We start from the raw sequence: 15,280 nt of genomic DNA on the forward strand, positions 1-15,280 counted from the left end.
AACGCCGCATGGGAGACGAACGAGAGCGGCAGATGACCGAGGCCCTGAACCGAATGGCGGAGACGGACCTCCAGCCGGATCAGGGGGTCGACGTCTCCAGGCTCATCCGGCGTCTGCTCCAGCGCCAGGAGGAAGTCCAGCGCCAGCTCGGCGAGGTCGTCAGCGAGCTCGGTCAGGTCGCCGCGCTGCTGCGTGAACGCGCCGACGAACCCGGCGACCTCGCGGCGCAGGCCCGCGACCACATCGCGCTCGATTTTGTGCAGGGAGCTCAGGCAATGGAGCAGGCCCGCGAGGTGCTTATCCAGGCGACCCGTGAGCTCGAGTACCTGCGCTACCGCCTGCTGTGAGCCGGCCGGGCGCCTTGCCCCTACGGGGAGGGTATCCGGAAACTGCTCCGCCGCCTTTTTGTGGCACAACCGGGCCGACCAGAACTGGGCCGACCAGATAAAGAAAAGTCTCTCAGGATACTGGCCGGCTGTCTTGTAGGCTCTGCAGAGAGCTGCGCTGCGGGCGATATCTGTTAGGGATCTTGGTTGTGGAGGAGAGTCATGGGGTCGTGGAAGAATCTGCCGATGTCGTGCCGCGGTCTCCCCGCCCCTAACGGTGACTCTGGCTGCAGGACGTGCGGGAGCGCCGCATGACGTTCCTCCAGACGCTGGGGGGTCTGCGGCTCCACGGAACGGACCTCGCCCAGCGCCTGCCGCTGCTCGTGCTGGCCTACCTCGTCATCGAGGGGCCGACCGAGCGCCAGCGGCTACGTGGGCTGTTCTGGCCGGAGGCGCAGAGCCAGGGCAACAACATGCGCGTCGTGCTCGCCAAGCTGCGTGCCAGTCTGCCGGACCTCCCGCTGAGCGGAGACGTCCTGCGTGCCGAGTTGCCCTGCGACGCGCTCGAACTCGCCTCGGCCCCCGACCCGGAGGCCCTGTACCAGGGGGCGTTCCTGCACGGCGTCTCGCTGACAGGGCTGGGCGAGGAACTCTACGAGTGGGTGCTCTCGACCCGTGAGCGTCTCGCCCTGGATATGCAGTACGCCCTGACTGCCCGCGCCGAGGCGGCGCCCTCGCCGGCCGAGGCGGCGCGGCTGGCCGCCCAGGTGCTGGCGGTCCCCGGCGCGGCGCCCCCGGACCTGTCGTTGCTGCGGCGCCTGCACGCCCTGGCGCTGCCGGGCAGCCTGCTCGACCGGCAGCTGGGAGACGCGCGGCGCGAACTGGACCTGGACGGTTCCCTCTCGCCGGCCGCCGGGCCGCCGGACCGGTTCCCGGCGGCCGCGCCGCCCGGCCGGCTGCTGGGGCGCGGCGCGGAGGTCAGTCAGGTGCTCGCGTGGCTGGCGTCGCCGCCGGCGGGCGAGAGGAGGCTGGTGCAGGTCAGCGGCCCCGGCGGCAGCGGCAAGAGTCTGTTGGCGGGCACCGTGCTGCTCGAACGCCAGCACCTGGGCGGCGAGGTGCTGCACCTGGACCTGGAAGTGCTGCGCGACGAGTTGGACGTGGCTGCGCGCGTCGCCTCGGGGCTGGGCCTCCAACTGCCCGACCAGGGCGACCCCTGGCTGGCGTTGACGCTGGCCCTGGACGTCCGCACCCGGAACGCTCCCCTGCTGCTGGCGCTGGACGGTGCCGACGGCGTGACGGGTCTGGAGCTGGCCCTGCCCCGGCTGCTGGCCGCCGCGCCGGGCGTGCAGATTCTGCTGACGCGCCGCACGCCATTGTGGGAGGCGCGCGCGCACCTGAGGCTGGGGGGGCTGCCGCTGCCGGAGCTGACCGATCCCGACCTGCTGCTCGCGCAGAACCCGGCCGTGCAGCTGTTCCTGCGGGCGGCGGGCCCGGACCTGCGTGTGCGCGAGGAGGGCGACCTCGGGCTCATCGCCGCCCTGGTGCGGCGCCTTCAGGGCCTGCCGCTCGCGGTGCAGCTCGCGGGCAGCTGGACCCGGCACCTGTCGCTCGCGCAGGTCCACGCGGCGGTCGAGTCGGGGCAGGTGGTGGGTCCGGGCCTGGGGACCCTGCTTGCCCCTCTGCTCGCCAGAAGCTGGGACCTGTTGTCGCCTGGGCAGCAGCAGGTTCTATCGCGGCTCGCGGGCCTGCCCGACTGGAGCGCCGCCTCGGCGCGCGAGGTGGCTGGCCTGGATGACCCGGCGCGCGCGGCGCTGCTCGCCAGTGGGCTGCTGTTGGAGCAGGGCGGCCGCGTGCAGGTGCTCCCTGTCCTGGCCCACTGGATCGCCGGAATTCTTCCGTTATCGGGGGCCGCGCGCACCCTGCAGGCGGCGCACCATCTGGACCTGCTGCGCCGCCTCGATCCCATGGACCCGCTGCTGCGCGACGAGGCGGGCAACCTCGCCATAGCGCTGGGCTGGCAGTTCTCGCGTCCCGGAGAGCTGGACCCTGGGTCTGGGGCGACTGAGGAAGACCTGCTGCTCGTGTCCCGGCTCGGAACGTATTTCGAGCGCCGCGGGCTGTTCAGTGTGGGCGTCCGCGCCCTGGAAACCCTCGAAGGGCAGACGGGCTCGCCGGGTCTCCGGCTGGCGCTCCAGACCCAGCGCGCCTGGCTGGCCTTCCGCAGCGGTCGCCACCGCGACGCCGAGGGCCTGAGCCGCCGGGTGCTGGCCGCGTCGCCGGACGCGCTGACCCTCAGGGTACGGATGTGGGCGTCCAACGTGCTGGCGGTCACGCTGGGCCACCAGGGGCGCGGGGGCCAAGCAGCGGTGTTCCTGCGCCAGGCGGCGCTGCTCGCCCGGCAACTGGGCGACGGCGGGCGTGAGGCGATGTACCTGGGCAACCTGGCCCTGATGCTCAAGGATCTGGGCGAGTACGCCGAGGCGCTGGGCGCCCTGCGCGCAGCCCAGGCCTACCACCGGCAGTGGGGCCAGCCGGAACATGCGCACTTCGAGGAACTGCGGAGCATTGAGGTGCAGCTCGACGATCCGGAGGCCGATCCGCTGGAGATCTGGGAGGCGGCGCGGGCTTCCGAGCGGGCTCTGGAAGGCAGCGGTTTTCAGGGCTGGGTGGGGAAGGCCGTGTACTTTCAGGCGCGCGCCGCACTTCTGGCTGCCGAGCCCGGCGCGGCGCTCCGGCTGGCGCGCGAGGTTCATACGGCGCTGGAGACCTTTCCCGATCCGACCTTTCAGGCGGCGGCGTGGATCGCCGAGGCCGAGGCGCAGTACGCCCTGTTCCGCACCCCCGAGGCCCGGCGTGCCCTGAGTCTGGCCGCGCAGGCCTGTCTGGATCTGGGCGACGAGGTCGGGTTGCTGGAGGTGCTTCTGGTGCTGGCGGCCGACCTGCGGTACGAGGCCCCGGCCTTCGGCGAAAAGCTGCTGGCCGTCGTGGCGCGCCACCCGCGCAGCAACGCCGCCCAGCGCCGGCGCGCGGCTCAGTCGCCGGGAACGGACGAGGTTCCGGGCGACCTGCGTGCCCTCGTCACCGAGGGGCTGGCGCTGTTCGGCTGAGCGGCCTTCAAGGACCGCCGAAGGTATTGGGCCAGGTGGGAAGTTCGTCGTCTCCGTCGGCCAGGGGCGGCACGTCGGGCGTCACGACCTCGAAGAAGCCGGGAACCCGTCCGCGCGCCGGGCCGCCCGGAACGTCGAGATCGAAGAGGTACAGCGGCCAGCCCCGGTAGACCGCCTGCTGCACCGGGAGCTTCTGGTCGTCCCGCTCCTGAAAGCCGAGGTCGCGGGCGATGGCCGGGCTCTCGCTGGTGGCCAGGGGCAACGGCACGTAGTGGGCGATGGTGGCCGCGAGGTACGGCGGCCAGTCGGCGGCCCAGGGCACGACCGGCGAGGGCAGGCCCTGGCGCACGGCCGCCCCGTACGGCACGAACCGGTAGACCGCGAAGCCCCCGGTCACGCCGCCGGGCCCGGTGGTCGCCAGCCCCGCGCCGAGGTCCACGAGAACGGGGGAAAGGGGCGGCCAGGGCAGGGACGTGTCCGGAGTCATGGCGGCAGTATAGGGAGGCGCGCTCAGCCGTCGTCCGCCCTTGGACGCGCCCGCGCTAAGCTGCCCGGTACGGCGGAGGCCGGCGCCTGTCCATGACCCCCCCTGACCCTGTTTCCTCTGTTCCTGCCGTAGTTTCGCCGGCCGGGGCGTCGCCGGTGTGGCTGGCTGCGGGCCTTGCCCTGGGGCCAATGGTGGCGCTCGGGTTCGGCCGGTTCTCTTATGCGCTGCTGCTGCCGCCCATGCGCGCCTCGCTGGGTTGGACCTACACGCAGGCGGGCGTCATGAATACGGCCAACGGTCTGGGCTACCTGCTGGGCGCGGTGCTGGTCCCCCGGTTGCTGGGGCGCTGGGGGGCGCGACTGGCCTTTACGGCGTCGCTGCTCGTCACAGCGTTGACCATCACCCTGACGGCGGCCAGCGGCGCGCTGGGCTGGCTGCTGCTCATGCGCTTCCTGACCGGGTTGGGCGGAGCCGTGACCTTCACGTCGGGGGGGCTGCTGGCCGCTCAGGTGGCCTCGGGCGCTCCTGCCCGGCAGTCGGGCGCGGTTCTGAGCGTGTTCTATGCCGGGGCCAGCCTGGGCATTCTGCTGACTGGGCTGGGACTGCCGGCGCTGCTGGGCCGGCTGGGGCCGGGGGGTTGGCCGGCCGGCTGGCTGGCGCTGGGGACGCTGTCGCTGCTGGGGCTGGTGATTGCCATACGCGCGGCGGGCCTGACCCGCACGCCCCCGTCCGGGGCCGACACGGGGCGGCTGGGGCTGGCGCAGGTGCGGCCGCTGCTGCGTTCGCTGCTGGCCTATGCCTGCTCGGGGCTGGGTTACGTCGCCTACACGACCTTCTCGGTGACGTACCTGCGTGCGGGCGGCCTGGACACCGCCGGAGTGTCGCTGTTCTGGGCGCTCCTGGGGCTGGCGGGGGTCGCCGCGCCGCTGCTGTGGGGGCGGCTGCTCTCGCAGGGCCAGGGGGGGCGACCGATGGGCATCCTGATGGCGACGATGGGTACGGGGGCGGCGCTCCCGGTGCTCTCGACCACCCCCCTGGCCGTGTTCCTGTCGGCGGCGCTGTTCGGCGTGGCCGCCCTGACGGTCGTGGCCTCGACCACGGCCCTCATTCGCCAGAGCCTGCGCCCGGCGCAGTGGGGCGCGGGGGTGGCCCTGTACACCATTACCTTCGCGGCCTTTCAGAGCGCGGGGCCGCTGCTCACGGGCGCGCTGGCCGACGGCGGCCCGGCGGGTCTGCGGCTGGGTCTGGGCGTCTCGGCGCTCGTGCTGCTGCTGGGCGCGGCGCTGGCCTTCTGGCAGCCGGCCGTGGTGGCCGGAGAGTAGAAGCCTGGAGCCTCTCCGGTCAAGCTCAAGCTTTGCTGGATGCCGGTATGGAGGGTTCCCACGGAACTGCGCCCCCTGCCCCGCCCACATGTGCTATGGGTGGAAGGCCGCTGTGCCCGCCGCAGCGGCGGCGTTGCGCAGAACTGATCTACCTGTTACAATTACGTCGTAAACGTAATTAGGAAAGGAGTTTAAGTCTTGGCCTCGATAATTGACCAACTGACCGCCGACACTGCGCTGGCCCTCGCGCCCGACAGCAGCAGTGCCAAAGCCGCGCAGAAACTCGCCCGCCCCGCCGGGTGGCCCACTCTGGCGCGTGAAGGCGACGTGCTGTGGGGCGAATGCCAGGGCAGCGGGGCGCACCCCTACCTTGTGGGCGTGGATGGCCGCAGCGCCGAACTCGCCAGCAAATGCAGCTGTCCCAGCCGTAAGTTTCCCTGTAAGCACGCGCTGGGGCTGTTGCTGCTACACGCGGCCGGAAGCGGCGAGTGGACGCAGGCGCCGCCGCCGCCCGACCTCGCCAAGTGGCTGGGGGGCCGCGTGGCCCGCGCCGAGAAGGCCGCTCAGCCTCCTGGCGACGAACCGGCCGACCCCGCCGCGCAGGCCAAAGCGCAGCAAAAAGCCCAGGCGGCGCGCGACCGCAAACGCTCGGCAGGTCTCGAGGACCTCGAACTGTGGCTGAGTGACCTCGTGCGCGAGGGCCTTCAGGCCGCCCGCACCCGTCCCTACGGCGACTGGGACCGGCAGGCGGCGCGGTTGGTGGACGCCCAGCTGGGCGGCGCGGCGCGGCTCGTCCGGCAGATTCCGGGGCTGCTGCACGGCGAGACGGGCGAGGCGCTGACCGCTCACCTGGGCAGGCTCTGGCTGCTCACGCAGGGCTGGCGGGGACGCGAGTCGCTGCCGGACGCCGAACGCGCCGACCTCCTGACGGCGCTGGGGACCCCGCTGGACCGCGCGGCCCTGAGCCCCGCCGCTCCGCAGGTCTGGCAGTCGCTGGGCAGCGTACAGGAAGAGGAAGGCAAACTGAATGTCCGCCGGACGTGGCTGCTGGGCGCGGAAGAGACGCTGGCCCTGCTGCTGGACTTTGCGCCGACCGGACAGGCGCTGCCCGCGCCGCTGGTCTCGGGGCAGCCGTTTACGGCGGCGGTGGCCTACGCGCCCTCGGCCTATGCCCAGCGGGCCGTGGTGCAGGGCGAGGTGACGGTGACGGAGGAGACGGGCCTGCCCCTGCCCGGCGGCACCCTGGCCGCGGTGCAGGCCCGCTACGCGGCGGCCCTGGCGCTGAACCCCTGGCTGGAGCGGATCGGGGCCTTCGTCGGCCCGGCGTATCTGAATCTCGACCCGCCGCAGCTGTGCGACGCGGCGGGGCACGCCGTCCCGCTGGACGCGCGGGTCGAGACGAATGATCTGTGGGCCATGCTGGCGGCGGCCGAGACGCGGCCACAGACCTATTTCGGCGAGTGGAACGGCGAGAGTTTCCTGCCGGTGGGGGCCGCGTCGGCCGAGACCGCGCCCGAAGTCCTACCCGACGCGGAAGACCTCCTGGTGGAGCCTGCCGGGGCCGGGGTGAGCGCGTGAGCCGCGACCTGCGCGAGCTCGCCGCCGCAGCGCTGCGCGGCACCAGCCGGGCCGAGCTGCCTGCACCCACCGGAGCGCTGGCCCCCGCCCTGGCGAGTGTTCCCGGCGACGCGCCCGAGGCCCTGCTGCTTGGCCGCGCCGCCCTGCTGGGCCTGCACGCCCGCGCCGGAGCGCCGCTGGGGCTGGCCACCGCGCCGCCTCCCCCCGAACAGCCGGCCCCGGAGCGCCCGCTGCCGCCCGCGCTGGCCGGCCTGCTGCCCCGGTTGCTGGGGATGGACCCGGTCCTGACCCAACAGACGCTGGAGAGCGTGGCGGTGCGTGGCTGGACGCTGAACGCCGCGCAGGTGCTGAGCCTCTCGGCCCGCAACGGCGACTTCACGCGCCTGATCTGGACCCTGGCCGACGCGCGGGCGCGGGCCACCCTGAACCTGCACCCCAGCCACCGGCAGGCCCAAAAGGCCGAGGAAGGGCTCGCGTGGCTCCTGCGCCTCTCTGCCTTGCAGGAGCATCGGCAGGCCGACCCGGAAACGGCAGTGCAGGACCTGACCGAACTGTGGGCCGAGCAGGGAGCCGACCGCCGTAAGGAACTCCTGGCGCTGGTGCGCCGCGACCTGCGCCCCGAGGACCGCCCGGTGCTGGAACTGGCGACGCGCGACCGCTCGCCCGAGATCGCCAAGCAGGCGCGGCAGTTGCTGGGCCACCTGCCCGGCCCCCTTCAGGACGAGCTGCTGGCGCTGCTGCCCCAGGCGGTCAAGGTGAGCGGCCTGCTGAAAAAGAAGGTCACTTTTGGGGCCTTCGAGCTTCCGGCCGCGTTGGGCAAGCCGCGGGCCGGACAGTACGACGACGGCGACCTGCACCGCCTGCTGGGCGCCCTGCCCACCCCGCTGATCCTGCAGACGCTGAAGCTGAGCTGGAAGGAACTGCACAAGGCCGCGCGCGACCACCACTGGTCGCTGGCGAGCGAGTTGCAGGAGCCGCCCGAGCCGACGCCCGAGCCTCTGTCGCCGGACACGGCGCGCGCCCGCCTGCGCGACCTCGCGGGGCAGCCCAGGGTGTCGGCCGAGAAGATGCTGGAAGCGGCGCAGGCGCCGGGCCTGGACCTGTCGGCCGAACCGGCCTCCCTGCAAACGGCGCTGGCGGTCCGCACGCTTGGGCTCTTTCAGCAGGAGGGCCTGACGTGGCAGGCGCGGGAACTGGCGGCCCTGCTGCGCCGCACCCTGTCGCCCGACCTGAGTGTGCCGCCACCCACCCCGGCCGCGTTCGAGATGCCGCCGCGCCCCAAAAAGCTTCCCACCTGGCAGACCCCTGCCGACTGGGAGGAGCGCCAGCGCCACGACCATGCCGCGCGCGAAAACGCTGCCCTCCAGACCTGGCGAGACCTGCAACACACCCTGAAGCTGCGCCGCGAGTGGCGCGGCGCCCTGGCGGCCCAGCCGACCCCCGAGGAGTGACCCCATGACCCCCACCCAGAACACCACGGCCCCCGAAGTCCTGCGCCAGCACGCCGAAGTCGCCTACGCGCACGAACTCGCCGCCCTCGCGCAGCACGACCGCCACCCGCGCCCGCCGAAATGGAATCTCAGCCCCCGCGCCGTCCTGACCTACCTGATGGGGGGCCGTGCCGGCGACACCGAGATCACCCCGAAGTATGTGGGCGAGCCGCGCCTCATGGAGATCGCCGTGGCGACTCTGGCGACCGACCGGGCCCTGCTGCTCATCGGCGTGCCAGGAACGGCCAAGAGCTGGGTGAGCGAGCACCTCGCGGCGGCCGTCTCGGGCGACAGCACCCTGCTCGTGCAGGGGACGGCGGGCACCGACGAAAACGCCATCCGCTACGGCTGGAACTACGCCCGCCTGCTGGCCGAGGGGCCGAGTGAGGCCGCCCTGGTCGAGAGTCCGGTGATGCACGCCATGCGTGAGGGCAAGATCGCCCGCCTGGAAGAGCTGACGCGCGTGCAGAGCGACGTGCAGGACACCCTCATCACCATCCTGTCGGAAAAGACGTTGCCGGTGCCCGAGCTGAACACCGAGGTGCAGGCGGTGCGCGGCTTCAACATGATCGCCACCGCGAACAACCGCGACAAGGGCGTGAACGACCTGTCGAGCGCCCTCAAGCGCCGCTTCAATACTGTGATTCTGCCCGTGCCCGACAGCCTGGAAGACGAACTGAGCATCGTGACCCGGCGCGTGGAATCGCTCGGCCGCAGCCTGGGCCTCCCCGAAGTGCCCCCGGCGCTGGACGAGATCCGGCGCGTGGTGACCGTGTTCCGCGAGCTGCGTGCGGGCGTCACCGAGGACGGCAAGACCAAGCTCAAGTCGCCCAGCGGCAGCCTCAGCGTGGCCGAGGCCATCAGCGTGGTGACCAACGGCCTGACGCTGGCTGCCCACTTCGGCGATGGCGAACTGAGCAGCCGCGACGTGGCCTCCAGCGTCATTGGGGCCGTTGTGAAGGACCCCGTCCAGGACCAGGCTGTCTGGAACGAGTACCTGGAAACCGCGATCAAGAAACGGGCGGGGTGGAAGGACTTCTACGCGGCGTGCCGGGAAGTGAGCTGAGGATGGCGAGGCGACCCGGAACAGGCCGGGCGGCGGTGGGGGCCTAGATGCCTGACCTCACTATCCTTCCCATCCGGCACCACGGCCCGGGCTCGGCGCGCAGCGTGGCGCGGGCGCTCGATGCCCACCCACCCGCCACGCTGCTCATCGAGGGGCCTGTCGACGCCGACGGCCTGCTGCCCTTCCTGAACGACCCCGCGCTTGTGCCGCCCGTCGCGGTCATGGCCCACGTACAGGGCCAGCCCGAGCGGTCGGTGTTCTACCCGCTGGCCGAATTTTCTCCCGAGTTCGTGGCGATCCGCTGGGCGCTGTCGCGCGGCGTGCCGGTGGCCTTCATGGACCTGCCGGCCAGCGTGACCCTGGCCCCGAAGGCAGACGAGGTTCCGGCCGAGGCCGATCCCGACGCCGAAGCTGCCCCCACCTCGCCTGCCGACGCAGTGCGTGCCGATCCCCTCGCGCTGCTGGCCCAGGCGGCCGGCTACAGCGACTTCGAGCGCTGGTGGGACGCCCTGGTCGAGTCGCGCGGTGAAGGCGAGGCGGTCTTTGCGGCCATCGCCGAGGTCATGGCCGCGGTGAGAGATGAGGAAGACGGCCACACCTCCGAACGTGACCTGATCCGCGAGGCCCAGATGCGCCAGACCATCCGCGCGGCGTTGAAGGGAGGCAGCGTGGCGGTCGTGTGCGGCGCGTGGCACGCCCCGGCGCTCACTGAGGAGGTGCTGGCCCGCGAGGCGAAGGCCGACCCGGCGCGGGTCAAGGGCCTCCCGAAGGAGAAGGTGGCCCTCACTATCACGCCCTGGACGCACGGGCGGCTCACGCAGGCGAGCGGCTACGGCGCGGGAGTCACCTCGCCCGGCTGGTACGCGCACCTGTACGGCACGGCGACGCAGGTTTCCGAGCGCTGGCTGACCCGCTCGGCGCGGTTGCTGCGGGCGCGCGGGCTCGACGCGTCGAGCGCCCAGGTCATCGACGCGGTGCGGCTGGCCGAAGCCCTGGCGGCCCTGCGCGGCCGGCATCTGGCGGGGCTGGACGAGCTGACCGACGCCACGCAGGCGGTCTTCGCCTGGGATTCCGACACGCCGCTGCGCCTGCTCTCGGAAGAACTGTTCGTGGGGGAGGCGCTGGGCAGCGTGCCCGGAGGCGTACCCGCCGTGCCGCTGGAGCAGGACCTCGCGGCCACGCTGACCCGGCTGCGCCTGAAGCGCGAGGCCGCGACCCGCGAACAGGTGCTCGACCTGCGGGAGGACGCGGGGCTGGCGCGCTCGCAGCTCTTTCACCGCCTGAACCTTCTGGGCGTCCCTTGGGCGAAGGAGGCCGCCAGCCGGGGTAGCGGCACCTTCAAGGAAACCTGGACCCTGCGCTGGGAGCCGGAATTCAGTGTGCGGCTGGTCGAGGCGAGCCGGTACGGGAACACGCTGGTACGCGCGGCCCACACGGCCGCCACCTCGCAGGCACGCCGCGCCCCGGACCTGGGGACCCTCTCGGCGCTGCTGGAGGTCACGCGGCTGTGCGGGTTGCCGGGCGCGGCCGACTTTACGCTGGCCCGCCTGAGCGAACGTGCCGCCGACGCCGACACGGCCGCGCTCCTGCTCGCGTTGCCGCCGCTGGCCCGGCTGGCCCGCTACGGCGACGTGCGCGCGCGTGAGGGCGACGACCTGCGCCCCGTGTTCCGCACGCTGGTGGCCCGCGCCGCCGCCGGGCTGCCCAACGCCGCCCATGCCCTGAGCGAGGAGGCCGCGCACACCCTATACGGCCAGATCGCGGGGGCCGACGCGGCGGCGCGGCTCCTCGACGACCCGGAGGCGAGTGGGGAGTGGGTCGCGGCCCTGCACGCGCTGGACGCGCCCGGCACCGCGCCGCTGCTGCGCGGCGACGCCGTGAACCGCCTGCGCGACCGGGGCATTCTGGACGCCGGGGGCGTGCATGCCCGGCTGGTAGAGGCCCTCGCGCCCGGCACGCCTCCGCTGGACGTGGCCGCGTGGCTGGGCGGTTTCATCGGCGAGGACGGCGAGACGCTGCGCCACGACCCGGCGGCGCTGGCCCTACTCGACACCTGGGTGGTCGGCCTGGACCCGGACGCCTTCGGAGACGTGCTGCCCCCCCTACGCCGCGCCCTGTCACGCCTGGAACCGCAGGCCCGCCGGATCCTGGGCGAGGATCTGCGCGGCCTGGAGCGCCAGACGCAGACCGCGCAGGTCAATCACGACCTGGGCGCGGGCGTGATCCCGGTGGTCCTGCGCCTGCTGGGCGTGGCCACTCCCGCCGAGAACCCTTCCACTGGAGAAGCCTGATGACCGAAGGAGCCCCCCCTGCCCTGACCCCCGACGCCGAACGCCTGCGCCGCTGGCGACTGCTGCTGGGCGGCGAAACCGCCAGCGGCCAGAGCGCCGACGGCACCGGCTGCGAACTGGGCGAGCACGACCGCCGCCTCGACGCCGCGCTGGCCTCGCTATACGACGGCGCGCCCTACGCCATCCAGACCAGCCGGCCCGAAAAGGGCCGCAAGTCGAACCGCAATGTGGGCTTCGGCAAGAGCGCCCCGGCGGTCGCCGCGTGGCTGGGCGAGGTCCGCGACCTCTTTCCGAGTTCGGCGGTGCAAGTCATGCAGCAGGACGCGGTCGAGCGCCTGAACCTGAAGACCATGCTTCTGGAACCCGAGCTCCTGGAGCACCTGCAACCCGACGTACACATGGCGGCCACCCTCATCAGCCTCAAAGACGCCATGCCGGATCAGGCCAAGGCGCTGGCGCGGCAGGTCGTGGCGCGGGTGGTGGATGAGTTGCAGTCGCGGCTGGCCGAGCCGCTGCGTTCCGCCGTCACCGGGAGCCTCAACCGCTCGCAGCGCAACCTGCGTCCCCGCCAGAATGAGATCGACTGGGGCCGCACCCTGCTGAAGAACCTGCACACCTACGACCCCGAGCGCCGCAGCGTGATTCCTGAGCGGCTGGTGGGCTACGGGCGCGCCCGGCGGCAGCTCAAGGCCGTGACCCTGTGCGTGGACCAGTCGGGCAGCATGGCGTCGAGCGTCGTGTACGCGGGCATCTTCGGCGCGGTACTGGCGAGCCTGCCGGCCCTCAAGACGAACGTGGTCGTGTACGACACGGCGGTCGTGGACCTCACCGACCACCTCGCCGACCCGGTGGACGTGCTGTTCGGCGTGCAGCTCGGCGGCGGCAACGACACGCCCCTGGCCCTGCGCTACTGCCGCGGCTTGTTGACCAACCCCGAGGAGCACACCTTCGTCCTGATTTCGGACCTGTACGAGGGGTACGGCAGCGCCGAGATGATCCGGCGCCTGAACGAGTTCAGGGAGATGGGCGCGCGCGTGATCGTGCTGCTGGCGCTGGATGACGACGGCACGCCCAGCTACGACCACGACAACGCCGCGAAGCTGGCCGCGCACGGCATTCCCGTCTTCGCCTGCACCCCCGACTTTTTCCCCGACCTGATGGCGACGGCGCTGAGCGGAGCCGACATCGGCGCGTGGGCCGCCGCGCGCGGCATCGTGACGGCGCGGGCAAAGGCCGGAGCCGAGTCCGAGCCGCTGGCCGCGAACTGAGCGGCGGCCCCGGGAGAACACTGGCCGGGGCCGCCGCTGTACCGGGAGGGTTAGGGCCGAGGTAGACCGGTTTCCCGCGACAGGGGCGGCATCTGGAACAGGTGGCCGTGCCACGCGCCGTGGAGGGTCCTCCCTGCGACCACCAGCCACAGCGCGGCGAGGGCCAGCACGAACAGCTGGCCCAGCGCCGTGAACACGCCCAGGTGGGTGAGGTTGCCCAGCCCGAAGGTCGCGGCCGTGTAGACCCCCAGCGGAAAGGTCAGGCCCCACCAGCCGAGATTGAAAGGCAGGCCCCGCCGGGCGAAGCGCAGGGTGGTCAGGGTCGCCGTCGCCAGCCACCAAGCCCCGAACCCCCACAGCATCAGGCCGCCGGCCAAGCCCAGGCCCAGGAGGACCGGCGCGAGTGCGCCCAGGCCCTGCGCCGCCAGGACGCGCGGCGCGGCCTCGCCCAGCTGCAGCAGGGCCAGCGCACCGGTCGCCAACGGTCCCAGGGGCAGGAACATGCTCACGGCGAGGTCGGGGGCCGGCAGCTTATGCTGCGCCAGCCGCAGCACGAGCACCGTGATGACCATCAGCGCCAGGGGGACCGAGAGCGCGAACAGCACGTAGCCCGCGTACACCAGCGTGGTCGCGCTGCCCACTTCCAGGTGCGGCGCGATCAGGCCGGCGCTCGCGGCCGCGACTTCCGAGGCCACGATGGGCAGCAGCCACACGCCGGTCATGCGCTCCAGGGCGTGGTCCTGCCGCGTAAACATCAGGTACGGCACGAGCAGACCCACGGCGACCGACAGCAGGGCGTCGAAGGTCCACAGGTCGCGTGCCAGCAGCGCCGCCGCCTCGCCCCAGCGCGGCACGCCGAACACGATCAGGCCGTTGATGACCGTCGCCAAGCCCATCGGGACCGCCCCGAGAAACATGCTCTGGACCGGGTGGTGCAGCGTGACCAGACTCTCGCCGGGACAGCGGACCATCCGGGTGGCCGACAGACCGGTGAACAGCACGAGCAGGGCCATGTTGAACCACCACAGCTCCTCGCCGAGAAGGGCCGCGCCGGGAAGGGACAGGTGCGGCAGCGTCAGGGCGAGGATGCCGGTGCCCATCACGGCCGTGAACCAGTTGGGCGTGAATTCCCGGACGACGTGTGAGAGTCGGGCCGGCCGGGCGACGAAGGGCGAGGTGGTCATGTCCCGAAGATAGGGAGCCTTAGCAATCAACTCAAATTGGGATTGGTAGGATAGGCCCAAAAAACGTATATATCTGGGTGTGTCTCTCAACCCCGAGCATCTCTTGACCTTCGCGCGGGTCGCCCGTCTGGGCAGCCTGAGCGCGGCCGCCGAAGAACTTCACCTCACGCAGCCGGCCGTCTCCAGCCAGATCAAGCTGCTGACGCAGGCCGTCGGAGAGCCGGTGTTGACCCGGCACCGTATGGGGGTCCGGTTGACCGGGGCGGGTGAAGGCCTGCTGGTCCACGCCCAGGCCCTGACCCGCGTGATGGAGGGGGCGCGGACGTACACGCGCGAGCGGCGAGGCCTGGAGACCGGCACCCTGCGGCTGGCAGCCAGCAGTACAGTCGCCGCGTCGCTGTTGCCCGGGATGCTGGCGGCCTACCACGAGCAGTCCCCCGGCGTGGCCTTCGAGATCCGGCAGGGCAATACCCAGGAGGTGCTGGGGGCCCTTCAGGCCGGGCAGGTCGAGGTGGCCCTGATCGAGGGCCCGCCCGGGCACCTGGCCGCCGGCTGGCAGGTGGCCGTGTTCCGGTACGACGAGCTCGTGCTGGTCGCGGCGCCCGGCCATCCCCTGGCGAGGGAGTCCGAACTGGGCACGGCGGTGCCCCTCCCCCTGATCTGGCGCGAGCATGGCTCCGGCACGCGGGAGGTGGCCGAACAGGCCCTCGCTGGGGCCGGCCTCCTGACCTCCAGCCTGCTGGAACTGCCCGGGACCGAGGCGGTCAAGGAGGCCGTCATCCAGGGGCTGGGGCTGGCTCTGCTGCCCGAACTGCGGGTCCGGCGGGAACTCCAGCACGGCGTCCTCGTCCGGGTGCCGCTCGCGTTGCCGGGTCTGCGGCGGCCCCTGAGCCGCGTCAGCGCGGAGGCCGAGCAGCTGTCTCACGCGGCGCGGTCCTTCCTGCGGACGCTCGAACAGGTCACGGTGTGCTGAAGCCCGGCGGGGGAGAGCGCGGCAGACCCTGACGCCCTATCCTGTTGCCGCCCAGCAGTCCGGTCCGGCACCGAGCGGCACCGGCCGACCCACGCACCCGGACCCCACAAATCTGCGGGACAAAGGCACGGCCTCATCCCGCAGATTTCACCTGTCCCCAGGGGTGTGCCCAAAGGGGTTGACCTGCC

The 15,280-nt window shown here is 72.3% G+C and carries 11 protein-coding genes; 9 read left to right on the forward strand and 2 right to left on the reverse strand.

What is annotated here, in order from left to right; genetic code table 11:
- The first annotated feature begins 8 nt into the window (after nucleotides 1-8).
- Both ASF71_RS19860 and ASF71_RS19865 read left to right on the forward strand, forming a co-directional pair.
- On the forward strand, nucleotides 9-347 hold the full coding sequence (locus ASF71_RS19860) for a hypothetical protein (RefSeq protein WP_156372999.1): 339 nt from the start codon (nucleotides 9-11) through the stop codon (nucleotides 345-347).
- Between the two features lie 290 nt (nucleotides 348-637).
- Nucleotides 638-3,433 (forward strand): hypothetical protein, encoded by a 2,796-nt coding sequence (locus ASF71_RS19865; protein ID WP_056303345.1) that lies wholly within the window; start codon nucleotides 638-640, stop codon nucleotides 3,431-3,433.
- A gap of 7 nt (nucleotides 3,434-3,440) precedes the next feature.
- On the opposite strand, the gene ASF71_RS19870 is transcribed toward ASF71_RS19865, so the two are convergent.
- Complete coding sequence (locus ASF71_RS19870; RefSeq protein WP_056303347.1) at nucleotides 3,441-3,920, reverse strand: hypothetical protein; 480 nt, start codon at nucleotides 3,918-3,920, stop codon at nucleotides 3,441-3,443.
- A 92-nt stretch (nucleotides 3,921-4,012) separates the two neighbouring features.
- Here ASF71_RS19870 and ASF71_RS19875 point away from each other — a divergent pair, with 92 nt between their 5' ends.
- The 6 genes from ASF71_RS19875 to ASF71_RS19900 all read left to right on the forward strand — a co-directional run bounded on the left by ASF71_RS19875 (nucleotide 4,013) and on the right by ASF71_RS19900 (nucleotide 12,935).
- Nucleotides 4,013-5,242: a YbfB/YjiJ family MFS transporter gene (locus ASF71_RS19875; RefSeq protein WP_082506234.1), complete on the forward strand. Its 1,230-nt coding sequence runs from the start codon at nucleotides 4,013-4,015 to the stop codon at nucleotides 5,240-5,242.
- Nucleotides 5,243-5,440: 198 nt separating this feature from the next.
- On the forward strand, nucleotides 5,441-6,820 hold the full coding sequence (locus ASF71_RS19880) for an SWIM zinc finger family protein (protein ID WP_235514642.1): 1,380 nt from the start codon (nucleotides 5,441-5,443) through the stop codon (nucleotides 6,818-6,820).
- Entirely contained in the window at nucleotides 6,817-8,271 is a 1,455-nt protein-coding gene (locus tag ASF71_RS19885; RefSeq protein WP_056303351.1) for a DUF5691 domain-containing protein, read from the forward strand. The genes ASF71_RS19880 and ASF71_RS19885 overlap by 4 nt, the downstream gene beginning before the upstream one ends.
- A gap of 4 nt (nucleotides 8,272-8,275) precedes the next feature.
- Nucleotides 8,276-9,376: an AAA family ATPase gene (locus ASF71_RS19890; RefSeq protein ID WP_056303353.1), complete on the forward strand. Its 1,101-nt coding sequence runs from the start codon at nucleotides 8,276-8,278 to the stop codon at nucleotides 9,374-9,376.
- A 47-nt stretch (nucleotides 9,377-9,423) separates the two neighbouring features.
- Nucleotides 9,424-11,667, forward strand: coding sequence for a DUF5682 family protein (locus ASF71_RS19895; protein ID WP_056303355.1), 2,244 nt, complete (start codon nucleotides 9,424-9,426; stop codon nucleotides 11,665-11,667).
- Complete coding sequence (locus ASF71_RS19900) at nucleotides 11,667-12,935, forward strand: VWA domain-containing protein (RefSeq protein WP_056303357.1); 1,269 nt, start codon at nucleotides 11,667-11,669, stop codon at nucleotides 12,933-12,935. The genes ASF71_RS19895 and ASF71_RS19900 overlap by 1 nt, the downstream gene beginning before the upstream one ends.
- 50 nt (nucleotides 12,936-12,985) lie before the next feature.
- On the opposite strand, the gene ASF71_RS19905 is transcribed toward ASF71_RS19900, so the two are convergent.
- Entirely contained in the window at nucleotides 12,986-14,119 is a 1,134-nt protein-coding gene (locus ASF71_RS19905; RefSeq protein ID WP_056303359.1) for a TDT family transporter, read from the reverse strand.
- A gap of 79 nt (nucleotides 14,120-14,198) precedes the next feature.
- On the opposite strand from ASF71_RS19905, the gene ASF71_RS19910 reads away from it, so the two are divergent.
- A complete protein-coding gene (locus ASF71_RS19910) occupies nucleotides 14,199-15,092 on the forward strand; it encodes a LysR substrate-binding domain-containing protein (protein ID WP_056303361.1) in 894 nt (297 codons plus the stop codon).
- Nucleotides 15,093-15,280: the final 188 nt, after the last annotated feature.

The sequence above is a fragment of the Deinococcus sp. Leaf326 genome (assembly GCF_001424185.1).
Lineage (GTDB): Bacteria > Deinococcota > Deinococci > Deinococcales > Deinococcaceae > Deinococcus.